Below are 943 nucleotides of genomic sequence, written 5' to 3'. Positions count from 1 at the left end.
GTCGAGCGACTTGAAGGCGCTGACATAGATGTAAACCGGCACCGTGCTGGTCGAGCCGGCCGGCCCGCCCTCGGTCATGACGAAGATCAAATCGGCGAAGGTGGCGATCCAGATGGTGCGCAGCATGACCGTGATGACGATGGTGGGCGCAAGGAAGGGCAGCGTCACCTTGGTGAAGCGCTGCCAGGGCGAGGCGCCGTCGATGGCCGCGGCCTCATGCAGTTCGGACGGGATCGACTTCAGCGCGGCGAGCAGCGTGATGGCAAAGAAGGGGATGCCGAACCAGATGTTGGCGACGATCGGCCCCCACATGGCGGTGGCGGGGTCGGAGAGCACGTTGGTCGGTTCGGCCTTGAGGCCGAGCGCGAAGAGCCAATGCGGCAGCGGCCCGATGATCGGGTTGAACAGCCACGCCCAGGTGAGGCCCGAGAGAAAGGACGGCACCGCCCAGGGCAGGAAGACGACAGCCTGCACGACCTTGCGGCCGTAGAACGGCTTGTCGAGCAGCAGCGCCAGGCCCAGGCCAAGGAAAAACTGGAAGAACAGGCTGGCGACGGTCCACCACAGCGTGTTGATCAGCGCCTGGCCGAGCACATGGTCGGAGAACATCGCCTGGTATTGAGCAAGGCCGACATATTGCGACTTGAAGGCCGAGAATTTGCGGAAGGAATAACTGATGCCGATGATCAATGGCACCAACAGCACCAGAACCAGCAGGACAATAGCCGGCGAAAGATAGAGCCATGGCTCGATCGCGGCCTTGCCCAGCCGTCGCTTGCGCGGCCGGGCCGCGGATCGGATTTCGGACACTGCGTAGGTCATAAGTTTTTTGCTCTACGGGGTGATAGGTGGGTGCTGGCGTAGGCGACAGCGTCCTTCTCCCGTTCTACAGGAGAAGATGCCGGTTCACCCTCCGTAGCAGCGGCGCAGCTGCTGCCAAGGA

The 943-nt window shown here is 62.8% G+C and carries 1 protein-coding gene; it reads right to left on the bottom strand.

Going from position 1 to position 943, the window contains the following annotated elements:
* A partial coding sequence (locus EOA27_RS38120; RefSeq protein ID WP_145970890.1) for a sugar ABC transporter permease occupies positions 1-822 on the bottom strand: 822 nt, incomplete at its 3' end.
* Positions 823-943: the final 121 nt, after the last annotated feature.

Source organism: Mesorhizobium sp. M2A.F.Ca.ET.037.01.1.1 (genome assembly GCF_003998075.1).
In the GTDB taxonomy this organism is placed as follows: domain Bacteria; phylum Pseudomonadota; class Alphaproteobacteria; order Rhizobiales; family Rhizobiaceae; genus Mesorhizobium.
The sequence above is the reverse complement of the archived record's forward strand: the minus strand, read 5'-3'. Positions and strand labels throughout refer to the sequence as shown.